Raw genomic sequence first — 17,060 nt, forward strand, 5'->3', positions numbered from 1 at the left:
CAGCCAGTTGCCGCTTCGCGGCGCGCGAGCCAGCCCGTGTCTTCCACCACAAACACCGGGTGCCCTCGTGCCACGCCTTCGCCTTTTCCCCTCTTCCGCCCTCCACCCCGTCGCGCTGGCCTGCGCGCTGCTCGCCACCGCGCCGGTCCATGCGCAAACCGTGCCCGGCTCCGCCACGCAGGTCGCCGCCGGCTCGCTCAAGCCCGTGGTGGTGTCTGGCTCGCGCAGCGAGCGTGAACTGGAGGACGTGCCCGCGCGCATCGACGTGATCGAAGGCGAGGCCTTGGACCCCACCCGGGCCCAAGACATCCGCGAGCTGGTTCGCGAGCTGCCCAACGTGGAGGTCAAGCGCGCGCCGCAGCGCTTCGGCGCGGTCAGCGGCTCCACCGGCCGCGACGGCAACGCGGGCTTCAACATCCGCGGCCTGGACGGCAACCGCGTGCTGCTCACGGTGGACGGCATCCGCATGCCGCGCGAACTCAACAACCAGGTGTTCGGCGCCGCCGCGTTCGGCCGCGACTACTACGACCTCGGCCTGATCTCGCGCGTGGAGATCCTGCGCGGCGCGGCCTCGGCACTCCATGGCTCCGATGGCCTGGCCGGCATGGTGGCCATGACCACCACCGCGCCCAAGGACCTGTTGAAGGAGGGCCAGACCTTCGGCGGCCGCGCGGGCGTGCGCGCCGACACCGAGGACAAGAGCGCCGGCACGGGGCTCACGCTGGCCGGCATCGCCAACGACCGCCTGCAGTGGCTGGGCAGCGTGCAGGTGGGCCGCGCCCAGGAACTGGACAACAAGGGCGACAACCGCTCGCTCAACAGCAACCGCACCGCCCCCAACCCGCAGAAAGACCGCAGCGTCTCGGCGCTGGGCAAGATCGTGCTCACGCCCGGCGCGGGCCAGACCCACACCTTCACCCTCGAACACGTCGACAAGGACACCGAGGTCGAGGGCTACACGGGCCGCTCGCCCACGGCCACCGGCGTGCAGGACCTCGATGGCACCAGCGAGATGCAGCGCACGCGCGCCAGCTGGGACGGCCGCTTCTTCCTGCAATCTGCCTGGGCCGACACGCTGCGCGCCACCCTGGGCTACCAGCAGTCGCGCTCGCGCGAGTGGTCGCGCGAGGTCCGCACCGCCCTGCCCACCGTGCGCGAACGCGACGTGCGCTACGAGGAAGACCTCTGGCAGGCCGTGCTGCAGGCCGAGCGCACGCGCCCGCTCGGCAACGGATGGGCCCATACCCTGGTCTACGGCGCCGACGTGTCGGTGGCCGAACTCGACAACCTGGTCACTGGCGTGGCCGGCCCGGCCTACGAAACCTACCCGCTGCAGCGCTTTCCCAAGACGCGCGAGACCAACAGCGCGTTCTTCCTGCAGAGCGAGTTCGTGAGCGAGCGCTGGAGCGTCATTCCCGCGCTGCGCTACGACCGCTTCTCGCTCAAGCCGCAGAGCAGCCCGCTGTACCCGCTCGCCCCGGCGGCGCTGTCCGACAGCGCGCTCTCGCCCAAGCTGGGCCTGATCCTGCGCCCCCAGCCGCACTGGCAGGTATTCGCCAACGCGGCGGCCGGCTTCAAGGCGCCAAGCCCGCTGCAGCTCAACAACTTCTTCCAGAACGCGCTCGCCAACTACCGCACCCTGCCCAACCCGGACCTCAAGCCCGAGACCAGCCAGACCCTGGAGCTCGGCGCGCGCGGCGAGCACGGCCGGCTGAACTGGCTGGTCACCGCCTTCACCGGCCGCTACAAGGACTTCATCGAGGACAACGTGCGGGTCGGCGGCACGGGCGCGCCGGGCAATCCCCTCCTGTTCCAGGCCGTCAACCGCGGCCGCGTCAAGCTCAGCGGCGTCGAACTCGAAGGCCGCTGGACCGTGACGCCGGCCACCACGCTCAAGCTGGCCTATGGCCGGACCAAGGGCCGCGACACCTTGCTGAACCAACCGCTGAACTCGGTGAACCCGGCCAAGCTGGTGCTGGGCGTGGACCACCGCATCGCCGACTGGACCCTGGGCGCCGTGCTCACGCACGCGCTGGCCAAGGACAGCGAGGACATCAACCGCAGCAGCACGCCGCAGCAGTTCGCCACGCCCGCCTGGACCACGCTGGACCTGCGCGCCACCTGGCGCATCACCCCCCGCACGCGACTGAGCGCGGCGGTCCACAACCTGACGGACCGCAAGTACTGGCTGTGGAGCAGCGTGCAGGGCGTGGCCGGCAACCTGGCCACGCTGGACGCCTACACCTCGCCCGGCCGCAGCCTGTCGCTGGCGCTGGTCACCGACTTCTGAGCCCCACAAGGAGAACCCGCATGGACAAGCACGACATCCGCACCGCCTACCAGGCCGCGCGCGCCCAGGGCCGGCGCGCGCGCGACGCCGCCGAATCCATCGGCGTGAGCGAGGGCGCCGCGCTGGCCGCGCACATCGGCGCCGACGAAGGTCCCACGCGCGCCGTCGCGCTCAGGGCCGACTGGCTCGCGCTGCTGCGGTCGCTCAAGCCCTGTGGGCCGCTGCTCGCGCTCACGCGCAACGAGGGCGCGGTACACGAGAAGACCGGCGTCTACGACAAGCTGTCCGGCGAAGGCGCCATCGGCCTGGCGCTGGGCGAGGACATCGACCTGCGCCTCTTCTTCCACCAATGGCACGCGGGCCTGGCGGTGACCGAGTGGGCGCAGAACCCAGGCAACGAAGCCCTGCCCAGCCTGCAGTTCTTCGACCGCCACGGCACCGCCGTGCACAAGATCTTCGTGCGCGAGACCAGCGACCGCGCGGCCTGGCGCCGCGTGGTCGAGCAGTGGCAGGACCATGCCGCCAGGCCCGCCTTCGAGCGCCCGACCTCGCCCGCCACCAAGGCCCCCGCGCGGGTCGACGCCAAGGCCTTCTCCGAGGCCTGGGGCGCCATGACCGACACGCACCAGTTCTTCCCGCTGCTGCGCCAGTTCGGCGTGGAGCGGCGCCAGGGTTTTCGCCTGGTCGAAGGCCGCTACACGCGCCGCGTGGACCGCGGCGCCGTGCGCGAGACGCTCACCGACGCCGCCTTCAACGGCACGCCCATCATGGTCTTCGTGGGCAGCCCTGGCTGCATCCAGATCCACACCGGGCCAGTGAAGCGTGTGGAACCGCTGGAGATGAAGGGCCAGACCTGGCTCAACGTGCTCGATCCCGGCTTCAACCTGCACCTGCGCGAGGACCTGATCGACGAGGCCTGGGTGGTGGAAAAGCCCACCAGCGACGGCGTCGTCACCTCGCTGGAGGCCTTCGACGCGCGCGGCGAGCTCATGGCCATGTTCTTCGGCGCGCGCAAGCCGGGACAGCCCGAGCGCGGCGCCTGGCGCGACATGCTGGCCCAGCGGCCCACGCTGGACGCGCCCACCCCGGCCTGAGGCGCGCCATGGCACCCACCCGCGTCAACCCGCACCGCCGCGCGCTGTTGCGCGCCACTGCCACCCTGGCCGCCGGCACCGCCCTGCCCGCCTTCGCGGCAGCACCCCCGCGCGCGCCACGCCTGGTCACCGTGGGCGGTGGCATCACCGAGGTGGTCTACGCGCTCGGCGCGCAGGACCTGCTGGTGGGCACCGACACCACCAGCCTCTACCCCGCCGCCGCCCTGGACACGCCCAAGGTCGGCTATCTGCGCCAGCTCTCGGCCGAAGGCCTGCTCGCGCTGCGGCCCGACACCGTCATCGCGCCAGGCGATGCGGGGCCACCCGTGGTGCTCGACCAGCTGCGCTCGGCCGGCGTGACCGTCGATCTCATCGAGAGCAGCCACGACTGGGGCGAGGTGCGCCGCAAGGTGCAGGCCGTGGGCCGCGCCGCGTCGACGGCGCGCGCTGCACAGAACCTACTGGTCGCGCTGGACGCGCAATGGGACCAGGCTTTGCGGCGCGTGCGCGCGCACGCCGGTCCCCCGCCCCGCGTGCTGTTCGTGCTCGCGCACGGCGGCAGCCCCATGGTGGCCGGCGAGGCCACGGCGGCCCACGCCTTGATCGGCTTCGCTGGCGCGCGCAACGCCGTCTCGGGCTTCAGGGGCTACCGCCCGATGACGGCCGAAGCCATGGCCGCCGCCGCACCGGACGCGATCCTCACCACCACGCAGGGCCTGGACGCCATCGGTGGCGAGGCCGCCTTCTGGCGCCGCCCCGAGCTGCCGCTCACGCCCGCCTGGCGGCGCCGCGACAGTGGCCGCGCCCTCGTACACCTGGACGCGCTCGAACTGCTGGGCTTCGGCCCGCGCCTGCCCCGGGTGGTGGGCGAATTGCACCAGCGCCTGGTGGCCGCGTGAGCGCCGTCCGCAAGGGGATCCTGTGAGCACGCTCGCGCGCGTGAGCGCATCGCCCTGGCCACCGGCGCAGCGGCGCGGCCCCTGGACCCTGGCCCTGCTGGGCCTGCTGCTCGCGCTCTGCGCGCTGTGGGCCGCCGGTCGGGGCGCCTACGGCCTGCCGCTGCACGAATTGCCCGCGCTGCTGTGGGGCGCGCTCGCCCGTGGCGCCGAGGCCGCGCGCAGCGGGCCTGAACTGGTCTTCTTCAACATCCGCCTGCCACGCCTGCTGCTCGGCGTGGCCGCGGGCGCCGGGCTGGGCATGGCGGGCGCGCTCATGCAGGGCCTGTTCCGCAACCCACTGGCCGATCCCGGTCTCATCGGCGTGAGCAGCGGCGCAGCGCTGGCGGCGGGAGCCACCATCGTGCTGGGCGCCACCTGGTTCCCCGAGATGCCACGCGCCCTGGGGAGCTGGCCGCTGGTGCTGATGGCCTTCGCGGGCGGGCTGGCGGTCACGGGCCTGATCTACCTGCTCTCGCGCAGCGAGGGCGGCACCCGCGTCGGCCTGATGCTGCTCGCCGGCATCGCGGTCAATGCGCTGGCGGGCGCTGGCCTGGGCCTGCTGAATTTCCTGGCCACGGACGAGCAGCTGCGCAACCTGCAGTTCTGGTTGCTCGGCAGCCTCGGCGGCGCGCGCTGGAGCGCGGTGCTGCTGGTCGCCGGCATCACCACCGCCGCGCTGGCCATCGGCCTGCGCCTGGCGGGCGCGCTCAACACGCTGGCGCTGGGCGAGGCGCAGGCCGTGATGCTGGGCGTGCGCGTGGAACGCCTCAAGCGCTTGTGCGTCGTGGTCACGGCACTCGCGGTGGGCGCGGTCACGGCCACCACCGGCACCATCGGTTTCATTGGCCTGGTGGCGCCCCACATCGTGCGCCTGCTCGCCGGCGCCGACCACCGCTGGGTGCTGCCGGGCTCGGCGCTGCTCGGCGCCTGCCTGGTGCTGGTGGCCGACGCCTGGGCGCGCACGGCACTGGCGCCGGCCGAGCTGCCGCTGGGCGTGATCACCGCCGGGGTGGGTGTGCCCTTTTTCCTGGCCCTGCTGCGCAGTGCGCAAGCGAGGACGCTGTGAGCGGCGGCGACCCGAAGCGGCTGCGCGCCGAGGGCCTGTGCGTGCGCCATGGCGCGCGCGAGGTGCTCAAGAACATCGACCTGCAGCTGCGCGCCGGCGAGGTGGGCGTGATCCTGGGTCCCAACGGCGCGGGCAAGTCCACGCTGCTGGGCGCGCTGGGCGGCCTGCAGCGCACCGACGCCGGCCGCGTGTGGCTCAACGGCCGGCCGCTCGACACCGTCAACGCGGCCGGCTTCGCGCGCCATCGCGCCTACCTGCCGCAGGACCTGGTGCCCGCCTTCGACTTCACCGCGCAAGAAGTGGTGGAACTGGGCCGCTACCCGCACCGCCTGCACCCCGAATCCGATGAAGCCGCCATCGTGCGCGCCGCCATGCGCCGCGTCTCGGTCGAGGCGCTGGCCCGGCGCGGCATCCGCCAGCTCAGCGGCGGCGAGCGCGCGCGCGTGCAGTTGGCGCGCGCCATGGCCCAGGTCTGGCGGCCCTGCGCCGACGGCCTGCCGCGCTGGCTGCTGCTGGACGAACCCACCGCCGCGCTGGACCTGCAGCACCAGCACCAGGGCCTGGGCGCCCTGCGCGACTGGTCGCGCGAGCAGGGCATCGGTGTGCTGATGGTGCTGCACGACCTCAACCTGGCGCTGCGCTACGCCGACCGCGCGTGGGTGCTGGCCCATGGCCAGCTGGTGTCCCACGGCGCCACGGCCGACGCCCTCACCGCCGACCTGGTGCGCGCGGTCTGGCGCGTCAAGGCCCACCCGGTGCTCGACCCGGTGGGCGTGCCGCAGTTCGTCATGACCCCCTGAGGGCCGGCGGCCCCATGGCCGTCCAGACCGCAGTTCTTCAGCGAAGGCCCTTGGTTCAATTCTGGAATTTCAGTAATTTCTGAAAGTTCAGGCCAAACCGGCTACAGTGCCGGCCATGCCGCTGCAAGACCACCTCCCGCCCCTCAACCGCGAGTTCGTCGCCCACTTCGGGGAGATGGGCAGCCGCTGGGGCATCAACCGCACCGTGGGGCAGATCTACGCCCTGCTCTACCTCTCGGACCAGGCGCTGTGCGCCGATGAGATCGCCGAGACCCTGGAATTCTCGCGCTCCAACGTCAGCATGGGCCTGAAGGAGCTACAGGCCTGGCGCCTGGTGCGGCTGCGCCACCAGCCCGGCGACCGACGCGAGTACTTCGAGGCGCCCGCGGACGTGTGGGAGATCTTCCGCGTGCTGGCCGAAGAGCGCCGCCGGCGCGAGATCGAGCCCACCCTGTCCATGCTGCGCACCGCGCTGCTCGAAACACCCAAGACCGAGGCCGAGCGCCACGCGCAGCAGCGCATGCGCGAAATGCACGACCTCATCGACCGCCTCATGACCTGGTTCGACGACGTGCAGAAGCTCGCGCCCGAGACGGCCTTGCAACTCATGGGCATGGGCGCTACGGTCACGCGTGTGCTCGAGATCAAGGACCGCCTGACCGGCAAGGCCCCCGCGCGCGGCGACAAGGCCGGCAAAGCGGCCTGACCCAGAACCCGAAGGAGCGCCCGCCATGGAATTCGACACCCTGCTGCTCTCGCGCCTGCAGTTCGCCGCGAACATCAGTTTCCACATCCTCTTTCCCACCATCACCATCGCCCTGGGCTGGTTCCTGCTGTTCTTCCGCCTGCGCTTCGTGCGCACGCGCGAACAGGCCTGGGAGGAGGCCTATTACTTCTGGACCAAGGTGTTCGCGCTGAGCTTCGCGCTGGGCGTGGTCTCGGGTGTCACCATGAGCTTCCAGTTCGGCACCAACTGGCCGGGCTTCATGGAAAAGGCCGGCAACATCGCCGGCCCGCTGCTGGGCTACGAGGTGCTCACCGCCTTCTTCCTGGAGGCCAGCTTCCTCGGCATCATGCTGTTCGGCCGGGGCCGCGTGAGCGAGCGCGTGCACCTCATCGCCACCTTCCTCGTCGCGCTGGGCACCACGTTCTCGGCCTTCTGGATCCTCAGCCTCAACTCCTGGATGCAGACGCCGGCGGGCGCCGAGATCATCAAGGGCGAGTTCATTCCGGTGGACTGGTTCGCCATCGTCTTCAATCCCTCCTTCCCCTACCGCCTGGCGCACAAGCTGCTGGCCTCGGGGCTCACCGCGTCCTTCCTCATCGCGGGGTTGTGCGCCTGGCAACTGCTCAAAGGCAGCGCCACCGGCGGCACGCACAAGGCGCTGCGCACCGCCGTGTTCGCGGCCGCGCTCATCGCCCCGGTGCAGATCTTCGTGGGCGACCTGCACGGCCTCAACACGCTGAAGCACCAGCCGGCCAAGGTCGCCGCGATCGAAGCCGTCTGGGAAACCGAGAAAGGCGCCGCCCTCACGCTGTTCGGCATCCCCGACGAAAAGGCCGGCACCACGCACTACGCCGTCAAGGTGCCCAAGCTGGGCAGCCTCATCCTCACGCACGAATGGGACGGCGAGCTGCGGGGCATCGCCGACTTCCCGAACGCGCACCCGCCCGTGGCCCCGGTGTTCTACGCCTTTCGCGTCATGGTGGGCGTAGGCTCGCTGATGCTGCTCGTCGCGCTGTGGGGCGTGTACAAGCTGTGGCCGCAGCGTGGCGCCGCGCTCACCCGCCTGCCGCGCCCGCTGCTGTGGACCCTGGCGGCCATGACGTTCTCCGGCTGGCTGGCCACGCTGGCGGGCTGGTACGTCACCGAGATCGGCCGCCAGCCCTTCATCGTCTATGGCCTGCTGCGCACGGCCGATGTGGCCACCACCATCGCATCGGGCCACGTGGCGCTCACGCTCGCGGCCTACCTCACCGTCTACGGCCTGCTGCTGATCACCTACGTGGGCGTGCTCAAGTACATGGCCGAGCATCCCGTGAAGCACGCGCCCGAAGCGCCGCATGGCGAACTGGGCAAAGCCGGCGCCTGAACCTCGACGGAGATCCACATGACCTGGGCCGAATTCCTCCCCTTGATCTTCATGGCCGTGATGGGCCTGGCGCTGCTGGCCTACGTGGTGCTCGACGGCTACGACCTCGGCGTGGGCCTGCTGCTGCCGCTGGGCGAGCGCGACCAGAAGGACACCATGATCGCGAGCATCGGCCCCTTCTGGGACGCCAACGAGACCTGGCTGGTGCTGGGCGTGGGCGTGCTGCTGGTGGCGTTTCCCAAGGCGCACGGCATCGTGCTGCAGGCGCTGTACCTGCCGGTGGCCGTCATGCTGGTGGGCCTGATCCTGCGCGGCGTGGCCTTCGACTTTCGCGTCAAGGCGCCCACCCGGTACCTGCCGTTCTGGAACCGCGCCTTCTTCGCCGGATCGCTGGCCGCCAGCATGGCCCAGGGCTGGATGCTGGGCAGCTACATCACGGGTTTCGACACCGGCCCGATCGGCCTGCTGTTCAGCCTGGGCATCGCCGTCACGCTGCCCGCGGCCTACCTGCTGCTGGGCGCGGGCTGGCTCATCATGAAAACCGAGGGTGAGTTGCGGCACCGGGCCGTGGGCTGGGCGCGCCGCGCGCTGTGGCCCATGGGCGTGGCGCTGCTCGCCATTTCGGCGGCCACGCCGCTGGTGAACCAGGCGGTGGTCGAGAAGTGGTTCGGCCTGCCGCAGATCTTCGCCCTGCTGCCGGTGCCGCTGATCTGCGCGGCGGCCTTCTTCGCCGTGCACTGGGTGGTCACGCGGCCGAACCTCATCGACGCCGGCTATGGCTGGCTGGTGTTCGTGAACACCGTGCTGATCTTCGTGCTGGCCTTCTTCGGCCTGGCCTACAGCATCTTTCCCGACATCGTGATCGGCCGGCTCACGCTGTGGGACGCGGCGGCGGCCACGAGCTCGCTGACCGTCATCTTCGTCGGCGTGGCAATCACGCTGCCGGTGATCGTCGTGTACACGATTTATTTGTACCGCGTCTTCTGGGGCAAGGCCCACCCGCTCACCTACAACTGAGCCCGGCGGCCCACCCACCGATGGGCCCGCACCCCGGCGGGTGCGCCGCGCCGGTCCCGAACGGCCGCGCATTCACGTGAATGCCATGGGGCTTCCCGATCATTGGTGCGCCAACAGGTTTTCGTTGGCAACACCACAACGCGGAAGACCTCCATGCTCGCCCACAACAATGCCCGACCCCGTGCCAGCGCGCTCGCGCTGGCTGCCTGCCTCACGCTCGCCGCCTGCGGAGGCGGCGGTGGCGGCGCCGCCGACAGCGGCACCCCGCCCAGCCCGCCACCCACCACCCAGCCGACACCGACCACGCTCAAGATCGGCGTGATGCCCGACACCCAGGGCAGCAACTCCGGCGTGGCCCTGCACCCCATGAAGGCGGTGCTCGACTTCCATGTGCAGCAAGGCGTGAAGATCGTGCTCGCCGTCGGCGACCTGGTCGAGAACGGCACGCCGCAGGAATACGCGATGTGGCGCGGACTGGCCGACCAGTACAAGGACAAGCTGACCATCCTGCCCGTGATGGGCAACCACGAGCCCAAGGGAACGGACCAGGACTGGCACGACACCGTCGAGTCCCTCATCCCGGCCGACGCCGAGCACATGCCCGGCTCCCGCAACAAGAACTACGCGCTGGTGCGCGACAACGTGCTGCTGATCAACATCTCCTACGGTTGGTTCGAGCGCGCCTACGGCTTCGTCGAGGCCATGGTCAACAAGCACGCGGCCAAGGTCGACCACATCATCCTGCAGACGCACAACTCCTTCGCCGGCAGCCGCTATGGCCTGGTGCGCGAGAACATCGTCGACGGCAGCATCTCCATCGTGAACGACGTGCTGTTCCGCGACGCCTACGACAAGTACCGCCAGTTGCTCGCGGCGCACGACGTGATCTACGTGAGCGGCCATGAGCACCACTACTCGCGCAGCCTGATCCGCGACGACACCGACCGGCCCTTCCTGCAGATCATCTCCGGCAACGCCGCCTACAAAGGCTACGAAACCCGCTTCAGCGAGCACGAGCGCATCCAGGACTACCTGATGATGAAGGTGCAGAGCGACAGCACCGGCTTCGTCGACGTCAACGCCTCGGTGTTCGAGGTGACGGGGCCGAAGATCGACTACCGCTCGTACTTCGTCACCCATTCGGTGCTCAGCAACGCCGCCGCGCTGCAGCAGCTGGACAACCCGAGCTGGACACTGATGGACCGCTTCGTTCGCACCCGCGACCGCTGCGCCAAGACCGTCTACCCTTCCAGCGTGCCCAGCGACATCCAGCGCAATGGCGCGTACGACCCCTCGTACCGCACCAGCCCCTGCACATCGGCCGGCGGCAGCCGCGCGCGGCTGCTCGACGGCGTGAACAACACCTTCAATCGCCACGACACGCGCACCCGCACCATGAACGCCACGCCAGGCTATTCGTTCGCGAACAGCAACCTGGAAATGGAGTCCATGATGTACCGCTACCTCTTCCAGCGCCACCAGAGCTACAGCCCCAACCTCAACAACAGCCAGCGCGCGCGCGTGATCAACGTCGGCGCGCCCGACGAGGAGGTGGAGGTGCGCGGCACCACCATCGACCTGAAGAAGCAGGTGCTGCTGAACTGGCAGGCGAAGGGCGCGGCCACCCTGAGCGACGAGCTGATCGTCAGCGGCATCAGCGGACAGGGTGGCACCTACATCGACCCGTATGGCGTCGCCAAGGACATCGCCACCGACACCGGCCTGGCCGGCAGCTACGGCAATGGCACCGAGCTGGGCAAGGCGCCGGTGGTGCTGCCCGCGCACGCCACCAAGGCCTGGGCCCTGAACGAGTCCACCGTGGGCGACAGCTACGTGCTCGAGTTCGCCGCGCCCGCCGGCCGCACCGCGGCCAACAGCGCGATCGCGCGCTACGACACCGCGGCACGCGCCTGGGTGCCGCTGGCCGACGCCAGCTGCGTGAGCGCGCAGGCCTACCAGACCGGTTACCTCACGGCCCTGCCCGCCGACGTGAACGCCAGCTGCGGCAACACCACCGTGGTGGGTTTCGACGCCGGCCGGGGCGCCTTCTGGGCCCGATTGAACCGCGACGACCGCCTGGCCATCGTGGCGCGTTGACGGCGGTCGGGCGCCCGCCCGCACCCGCGTGGACGGGCCCTAGCGGCCGTTGACCACGGTGCGCGCGACCACGCGGTCGTCGCCCAGCACGATCAGGGCGAACAGGAACTCGTCCAGGCTGTCGGCCTGGGCGGTCTTGCGCGCCAGCAGCGGCGTGGCCTTGGGGTCCAGCACCACGAAGTCGGCCTCGTGGCCCGGCTGCAGGTTGCCCACCACGCCTTGCAGCCCCAGCGCGCGCGCCGCGCCCGCCGTGTGCTGCCACCAGAGCTGGCCGGGCGCGAGGCTCAATCCCGGCTTGGTCTGGCCTTCGCGGCCCACCGTGTAGGCCGCCAGCATGGTGCGAAACGGCGAGAAGCTGGTGCCACCGCCCACGTCGCTGGCCAGGCCATAGCCCATGCCGGCCGCGTCGGCGGCCCGGTAGTCGAAGAAGCCGCTGCCCAGGAACAGGTTGCTCGTGGGGCTCACGGCGGCCACGGCCCCGGTGGCCGCCATGCGCTCACGGTCGGCCTGGCTCAGGTGGATGCAATGCGCGTAGACGGCGCGCTCGCGCAGCAGGCCGAAGTCCTCGTACACGCCGAGGTAGCTGCGGCTCTTGGGAAAAAGCTCCATGGCCCAGCGCACTTCGTCGAGGTTCTCGGCCACGTGCGACTGGATCCAGACCTCGCGGTGGGCCGCCGCCAGTTCCCCCGCGCCGCGCAGCTGCGCGGGCGTGCTGGTGGGCGCAAAGCGCGGCGTGATCGCGTAGCCCAGCCGGTCCACGCCGTGCCAGCGGCGGATCAAGGCCTCGGTGTCGAGCAGGCTTTGTTCGGTGTCGTCGCGCACGCCCTCGGGGCTGTGCCGGTCCTGCAGCACCTTGCCGGTAATGAAGCGCAGGCCGCGCGCGCGGGCCTCCTCGAACGCCGCGTCCACCGAGACCGGGTGCGAGGTGGCGAAGGTGAGCGCGGTGGTGACGCCGTTGCGCGCCAGTTCGTCGAAGAAGAAGCGCGCCACCTCGCGCGCGTGAACGGGGTCGTGGAAGCGCGATTCGTGGGGGAAGGTGTAGCGCTCCAGCCAGGGCAGCAGACCGGCGGCCGGCGCGCCGATGACGTCGGTCTGCGGGTAGTGCACGTGCATGTCGATGAAGCCCGGCGCGATCAGACGGCCGCGCAGGTCGTGCACGGCCACGCCGGGGAAACGGTCGATCAGCGCGCCATGCGCGCCGGCCGCGCGCACCACGGCCCGGCCCTGGGCATCGGGCCCGACCACCAGCAGGCCGTCGTCGTCGAACTGGGGGGCGCCGCTGTCCTCGTCGAAGCGCAGCAGGCTGGCACGGTAGGCTTTCATGGTCGGGAGCCTACACGGCCCGGCGCCCATCGTCATACGGCCGCGCCGATGCGGCCTATGCCGGCCGGAGGGTGTTTCAGTTCAAGCTGCCCTGCACGCCCTCGACGAACCAGTTCATCGTCAGGATCTGTTCGTCGCTCAGGCGCTGGCCGGCCTCGATGACGGCCTGGCCGTTCTGGCCGCGCACCGGGGCCGAGGCGGGCGCCGCGAACACCACCAGACGGCCAGCGGCCATGTCGGCCTGGCGCGCGTTCACCTCTTTCTGCACGGCCTCGGGCACCTTCTTGCCGAAGCCCTCGACGCGGATGAACCCCTGCGCCACCCCACCCCAGACCTGCTCGCTGCGCCAGCTGCCATCGAGCACGGCCTTCACGCGGCGCGTGTAGTAGTCGCCCCAGCGGTGCGTCACGGCCACCACCTGCGCGTCGGGCGCCACCGCGCGCATGTCGGAGTGGTAGGCCACGGCCAGCTTGCCGCGCTCCTGCGCGGCCACCATCACGGCGGTGCTGCCGGTGTGGAAAGCCAGCACCTCGGCACCCTGGTTCATCAGCGTCATGGCCGCGTCGCGCTCGCGCGGCGGGTTGAACCACTCGCCCAGCCACACCACCTTCACCGTGGCGCGCGGGTTCACCGAGCGCATGCCCAGGGTGAAGGCGTTGATGCCCTGGATCACCTCGGGAATGGGAAAGCCCGCCAGGTAACCGGCCTGCGTGGCCAGCCGGCCCGCCGCCACGCCCGCCAGGTAGCGGCCCTCGTAGTAGCGCGCGTTCGCCGTGGCCACGTTGGGCGCGGCCTTGTAGCCGGTGATGGACTCGAACTTCACGTTCGGGAAATCGCGCGCCACCTTCAGCGTGGGCTCCATGTAGCCGAAGCTGGGCGTGAAGATGATGTGGTTGCCCTGCTGCGCGAGGTCACGGATCACGCGCTCGGCGTCGGCGCCTTCGGCCACGTTTTCCACGTAGCTCGTCTGGACGCGCTCGCCCAGCGCGGCCTGCACGGCCTGGCGGCCGAGCTCGTGCTGGCGCACCCAGCCGGCCTCGGTGAGCGGCGTCACATAGACGAAGGCGGCTTTCACCGGCGGCTTGACCGGCTGGGCGTGAGCGACAAGGGGGGATACCAACACGGCGGCCAACGCCGGCGCGAAGGCGCGCCAGGCCGCGAGGTTTTTGTACATGGTGTTCCTCTACATGGCTTCCGGTGATGAAAAAACGCGAACCGGGGAAGCACCGGATCGCGTCGGGGCCGTATTGTAGGCCGGGCCTCGACGGCGGAGCCTTCGCCTCACTGGCGCAGAAAGTCCAGGCCGGCCTGATCCGCGCCCTGCAGTTGCACGTCGCGCTGGCTCGGCGTGTACGAACACCCCAGACACAGCGGGTCGGACGGCGTCACGGTGTAGGCCCCGTCCGGCAGCACGAAACCGTAGGCCCCGAGAGCGTCGACGGCGCGCACCAGGGCGGCCGCGCCGGCGCCCACCGTGATCCATTCGGCCGTGCTCGGCAACCCGCTGACGGCCCAGCTCACGCGGCCCGCGAGGCGGTGGGCGGGCGCCTGGAAGTCCACGCCCCCCACGTCGGCCGAGACGATGTCCACGGTGCGCGAGGCCGGCTGAAAGGCGAAGCCGAACGGCCCAGACAGCGGCGTCACCGCATAGCGCCCCGGCGGCAGGCAGCTCAGGGCATAGTCGCCCCGCGCCGCGCCGCTCAGGGGCAAGGCCGTGGCGCTGGTGGGGCCGGCCAGCGCCACGCTCACCCCGCTCTCGGCGTAGCCCAGGCCCCACAGGCCGCTGTCGCTCAGCACACGCCCGGACAGCGCGAACGACGGCCCGGTCTTGCGAATGTCCAGGCGCGCCGTGCCGGTGAGCCCGGCCGTGTCGGTGGCGGTGACGGCGATGCGGTTGGTGCCCGGCACCAGCGGCACGGTGGCGCTCCAGGTGTGCCCGTACAGGCCCACGAAGGGACTCGTCTTCACCGACTGGCTGGCGGTGCCCGCGGCGCCCGAGGTCTCATTGCGCCAGGTCACGGTGACCGCCGTCATCTCGACCGCCGAACCGCCGCAGCAATGCCAATCGGTCGGGCTGATGAAGGCCTGGCCGCTCAGGCCAAGCTCGTTGCACACCGTGTCGGTCGACGCGGGGGCGTCGATCACGACCCAGCCCGAAGGCGGCGGGGGCGGCACCGAGCCCCCGCTGCCGCCACAGGACAGCTGGGCCAGCGACAGTCCCACGGACCACAGAGCACGCCAAGCGCGCATGGCTCACCCCTTGCGATGCGATGGGCCACTCTAGGCCAGCCCGACCGGCCGCAAGATGACGCGCGTCAAGGCGGCGCGCTGGCCGCCTCCAGCCGCGCCAGGTAGCGCTGGCGCGTCTCCTCGTCGATGAAGCTCGCCTCGAAGCTGTTGCGCGCCAGGGCGATGACCTCCTCGCGCGACAGGCCCAGGGCCTCGACGGTCTGCACGAAGTTGGCGTTGAGGTACCCGCCGAAGTAGGCTGGGTCGTCGCTGTTGACGGTGGCGCACAGGCCCGCGTCCAGCAGGCGCTTCATCGGATGCTCGCGCAGGTCTTTCACGACGCAGAGCTTGAGGTTGGACAGCGGACAGACCGTGAGCGGCGTGCGTCGGCGCGCCAGCTCGGCGACCAGCGCGGGGTCGTCCAGGCAGCGCACGCCGTGGTCGATGCGCTCGGCCTTCAGGTCGTCCAGCGCGCCCCAGATGTAGGCCGGCGGCCCCTCCTCGCCCGCGTGCGCCACGACGTGCAGGCCCAGCTCGCGGCAGCGCGCGAACACGCGCGAGAACTTGCTCGGCGGGTGGCCCAGCTCGCTCGAGTCCAGGCCGACGCCGACGAAGTGCTGGCGGTACGGCAAGGCCGCTTCCAGCGTGGCGAAGGCCTCTTCTTCGCTGAGGTGGCGCAGGAAGCACAGGATGAGCCGGCTGGAGATGCCCAGCTCGGCCTGCGCCCATTCGCAGGCGCGCTGCAACCCACCGATGACCACGCCGATGTCCACGCCGCGCGCGGTATGCGTCTGCGGGTCGAAGAACAGCTCGGCGTGGATCACGCGGTCGGCGTAGGCGCGCTGGAAGTAGGCCCAGGCCATGTCGAAGAAGTCGACCTCGTGCAGCAGCACGCTGGCGCCCGCGTAGTAGATGTCGAGGAAGCTCTGCAGATTGGTGAAAGCGTAGGCCTCGCGCAGGGCCTCCACGCCGTGGTACGGCAGCTTCACGCCGTTGCGCTGCGCCAACGCGAAGATCAGCTCGGGTTCGAGCGAGCCTTCGATGTGGATGTGCAGCTCGGCCTTGGGCAGGTGGGCGGCGAGTTCGGCAGGCGACATGGTCAGCAGGTTCCCAGGGCAATGCCCAGTCGTTGGAGGTAGCGGCGGTAGGCACTGCTCACGCGGTCGGCGGGGCCGTGCACTTCGGCCACGCGGGCGGTGCGGCCGATCGGCAGCGCCTTGGGCGTCTGGGACTCCACCACCGGCCGGTCCTGCGCGAACACCGTGTCCTGGAAATCGACCAGCGCCTCGTCGCTGGAGCGGTCGTTCTGCGTGGCCATCACGAACCAGGCGGTGCAGGCTTCGTCGCCATCGGGCCGGATGAACAGGGCAATGGCGTTGCGCACCGGGTCGCCGTCGCTGGCGTCCTTGCGCAGCAGGGCGGCGTAGGGGTGCGACACCTCGTAGGCGTAGTCCACCCAGGCGCCGCCGCCGGCCTCGGCGTAGCCGCGCGGCTGCCAGGCGCGCGCCTTGAGCACCTGAAGGCCTTGCGGGCTTTCGCTGACCACGCCGCCGAGCACCTGCGCGTGGCCGCGTTCGCCCAGCCAGCCCTCGTGCACGAAGCCGAAGTGGCTCAGGTCCAGGAAGTTTTCCACCAGGCGCGGCGCGCTGGTGGCCACCGCGTACGGCCCGCAGACCACACGGCGCCAGCCGGGGTCCCCGGCCTCGGCGAAGGCGGGTGGCGCGTCGGGCAGGCCGGCCGCCGGCGCGTCCAGCCGCACCCACACCAGGCCGTGCGCTTCGCGCGCCTCGAAGGCCGTGGTCGCGTGGCCCACGGGCGGCTGGAAATCGGGCGAGGCCGGCACGTGGCGGCAGCGTCCCCCGGCCTCGAACTGCCAGCCGTGGTACGGGCATTCCAGGCGCGGCCCCTGCACGGTGGTGAGCACGCGCCCGAGCGACAGGCGCGCGCCGCGGTGCGGGCAGCGGTCGGCCCAGGCGTGCACCGCGCCGTGGTCGCGCCACAGCACCAGGGACTCGCCGAGCAGGCCCAGGCCCAGCGGCGCCTCGCGCAGCGTGTGCGAGGCCAGCACGGGATGCCAGAGTTGACGTTCGATCATGGTCCTCAAAAACAAAAG

14 protein-coding genes are annotated in these 17,060 nt (G+C 70.9%); 9 read left to right on the forward strand and 5 right to left on the reverse strand.

The features are described from left to right. Positions 1 to 67: 67 nt before the first annotated feature. From DY262_RS06765 to DY262_RS06805, 9 genes are all read left to right on the forward strand, one after another. Positions 68 to 2,290 carry a TonB-dependent hemoglobin/transferrin/lactoferrin family receptor gene (locus DY262_RS06765; RefSeq protein ID WP_181936436.1) on the forward strand — a complete coding sequence of 741 codons (2,223 nt, stop codon included), beginning with the start codon at positions 68 to 70 and terminating at the stop codon, positions 2,288 to 2,290. 20 nt (positions 2,291 to 2,310) lie between these two features. Then, complete coding sequence (locus DY262_RS06770; RefSeq protein WP_116958190.1) at positions 2,311 to 3,384, forward strand: hemin-degrading factor; 1,074 nt, start codon at positions 2,311 to 2,313, stop codon at positions 3,382 to 3,384. A gap of 8 nt (positions 3,385 to 3,392) precedes the next feature. After that, positions 3,393 to 4,283 (forward strand): heme/hemin ABC transporter substrate-binding protein, encoded by an 891-nt coding sequence (locus DY262_RS06775; RefSeq protein WP_116958191.1) that lies wholly within the window; start codon positions 3,393 to 3,395, stop codon positions 4,281 to 4,283. A gap of 22 nt (positions 4,284 to 4,305) precedes the next feature. Further along, complete coding sequence (locus tag DY262_RS06780) at positions 4,306 to 5,388, forward strand: FecCD family ABC transporter permease (RefSeq protein WP_116958192.1); 1,083 nt, start codon at positions 4,306 to 4,308, stop codon at positions 5,386 to 5,388. Further along, positions 5,385 to 6,188 carry a heme ABC transporter ATP-binding protein gene (locus DY262_RS06785; protein ID WP_116958193.1) on the forward strand — a complete coding sequence of 268 codons (804 nt, stop codon included), beginning with the start codon at positions 5,385 to 5,387 and terminating at the stop codon, positions 6,186 to 6,188. Before DY262_RS06780 ends, DY262_RS06785 begins: the two co-directional genes overlap by 4 nt. Before the next feature lie 115 nt (positions 6,189 to 6,303). Further along, positions 6,304 to 6,894 carry a GbsR/MarR family transcriptional regulator gene (locus DY262_RS06790; RefSeq protein WP_116958194.1) on the forward strand — a complete coding sequence of 197 codons (591 nt, stop codon included), beginning with the start codon at positions 6,304 to 6,306 and terminating at the stop codon, positions 6,892 to 6,894. Positions 6,895 to 6,919: 25 nt separating this feature from the next. Continuing rightward, complete coding sequence (locus tag DY262_RS06795) at positions 6,920 to 8,281, forward strand: cytochrome ubiquinol oxidase subunit I (protein WP_116958195.1); 1,362 nt, start codon at positions 6,920 to 6,922, stop codon at positions 8,279 to 8,281. An 18-nt stretch (positions 8,282 to 8,299) separates the two neighbouring features. Further along, on the forward strand, positions 8,300 to 9,298 hold the full coding sequence (locus DY262_RS06800) for a cytochrome d ubiquinol oxidase subunit II (protein WP_116958196.1): 999 nt from the start codon (positions 8,300 to 8,302) through the stop codon (positions 9,296 to 9,298). Between the two features lie 153 nt (positions 9,299 to 9,451). Further along, positions 9,452 to 11,395, forward strand: coding sequence for a metallophosphoesterase family protein (locus DY262_RS06805; protein WP_116958197.1), 1,944 nt, complete (start codon positions 9,452 to 9,454; stop codon positions 11,393 to 11,395). 39 nt (positions 11,396 to 11,434) lie between these two features. Here the strand turns inward: DY262_RS06805 and guaD are convergent, their stop codons facing one another. The 5 genes from guaD to DY262_RS06830 form a co-directional block, all read right to left on the reverse strand. Next, positions 11,435 to 12,718 carry a guanine deaminase gene (gene guaD, locus DY262_RS06810; RefSeq protein WP_116958198.1) on the reverse strand — a complete coding sequence of 428 codons (1,284 nt, stop codon included), beginning with the start codon at positions 12,716 to 12,718 and terminating at the stop codon, positions 11,435 to 11,437. 76 nt (positions 12,719 to 12,794) lie between these two features. Further along, positions 12,795 to 13,892: a BMP family ABC transporter substrate-binding protein gene (locus tag DY262_RS06815; RefSeq protein ID WP_116958199.1), complete on the reverse strand. Its 1,098-nt coding sequence runs from the start codon at positions 13,890 to 13,892 to the stop codon at positions 12,795 to 12,797. A gap of 107 nt (positions 13,893 to 13,999) precedes the next feature. After that, positions 14,000 to 14,968, reverse strand: a complete 969-nt coding sequence (locus tag DY262_RS06820; RefSeq protein WP_147326188.1) for a hypothetical protein — start codon at positions 14,966 to 14,968, stop codon at positions 14,000 to 14,002. A gap of 65 nt (positions 14,969 to 15,033) precedes the next feature. After that, the gene (locus tag DY262_RS06825; protein ID WP_116958201.1) at positions 15,034 to 16,044 is read right to left on the reverse strand and encodes an adenosine deaminase; all 1,011 of its coding nucleotides are present in this window, start codon (positions 16,042 to 16,044) and stop codon (positions 15,034 to 15,036) included. A 2-nt stretch (positions 16,045 to 16,046) separates the two neighbouring features. Further along, positions 16,047 to 17,042, reverse strand: coding sequence for an aromatic ring-hydroxylating oxygenase subunit alpha (locus DY262_RS06830; protein ID WP_116958202.1), 996 nt, complete (start codon positions 17,040 to 17,042; stop codon positions 16,047 to 16,049). Positions 17,043 to 17,060 lie beyond the last annotated feature (18 nt).

The organism is Hydrogenophaga borbori (assembly GCF_003417535.1).
Lineage (GTDB): Bacteria > Pseudomonadota > Gammaproteobacteria > Burkholderiales > Burkholderiaceae_C > Hydrogenophaga > Hydrogenophaga borbori.